This window comes from Frankia sp. AgKG'84/4 (genome assembly GCF_023242965.2).
GTDB lineage: Bacteria > Actinomycetota > Actinomycetes > Frankiales > Frankiaceae > Frankia.
The window spans coordinates 1-686 of the sequence record NZ_JALKFU020000947.1; the positions used below are offsets into that span (position 1 = coordinate 1).

1 protein-coding gene is annotated in these 686 nt (G+C 73.5%); it reads right to left on the reverse strand.

Annotation, left to right across the window (positions count from 1 at the left end; genetic code table 11):
• Positions 1-94: 94 nt before the first annotated feature.
• The gene (locus tag MXD58_RS26215; RefSeq protein WP_248839019.1) at positions 95-562 is read right to left on the reverse strand and encodes a MerR family transcriptional regulator; all 468 of its coding nucleotides are present in this window, start codon (positions 560-562) and stop codon (positions 95-97) included.
• Positions 563-686: the final 124 nt, after the last annotated feature.

Genomic DNA, 686 nt, shown 5'->3' on the forward strand with positions numbered 1-686 from the left:
CGCCGGGCCCGAGCTGACCGCACGGACCGCCGGGCCGGCACTGCCCGCGCACGGACCGCCGGGCCGGTGCTGCCCTCGGACGGGCCGACGGGTGTCAGGACGTGTGGGCGACGGCGTCACCGAGCAGGCGCTCGGTGCGGGCGAGCCGTTCGTCGAGCTCGTCCCGGAAGGCGGTCAGCCGGTTGACCTTCTCCTCGACCTCACCGCGTAGCCGCTGGTAGGCGGCCTGCGCCTCCAGCAGGAGCCGCATCCGGTCGACGTCGTCGGAGGCGGCCCGGTATTCCAGCCTGACCTGGGTCAGGCGGTCCTCCGACTTGAGGATCGCGCGGATCTCGTCGAGGTTGAAGCCGAGCAGTGTCTGCAGCTCCCTGATCCGGCGAACCCGGTCCAGGTCCTCCCCGGCGTAGAGCCGGTTGCCGCCCGTGGTCCGCCCGGACGGCGTGATCAGGCCCATCTCCTGGTAGTACCGCAGCGCCCGCACCGAGACGCCGAGTTCCTGCGCAGCCTGACCGATGCCGAGCAGCCCGGCTGCCGGCTTCTTCGTCACGTCCGTGTCGCCCATCACGTGATTGTTCCGCATGGCGTCGCCGCGCGCGGTTCTGGCCGCTACCGCTCGACGCTGAGCGCGCTGGTGGCGGGCAGGGCAGCACCGGCGCCCTCCGCCAGCGCCGCGGCCTCGCCGGCGC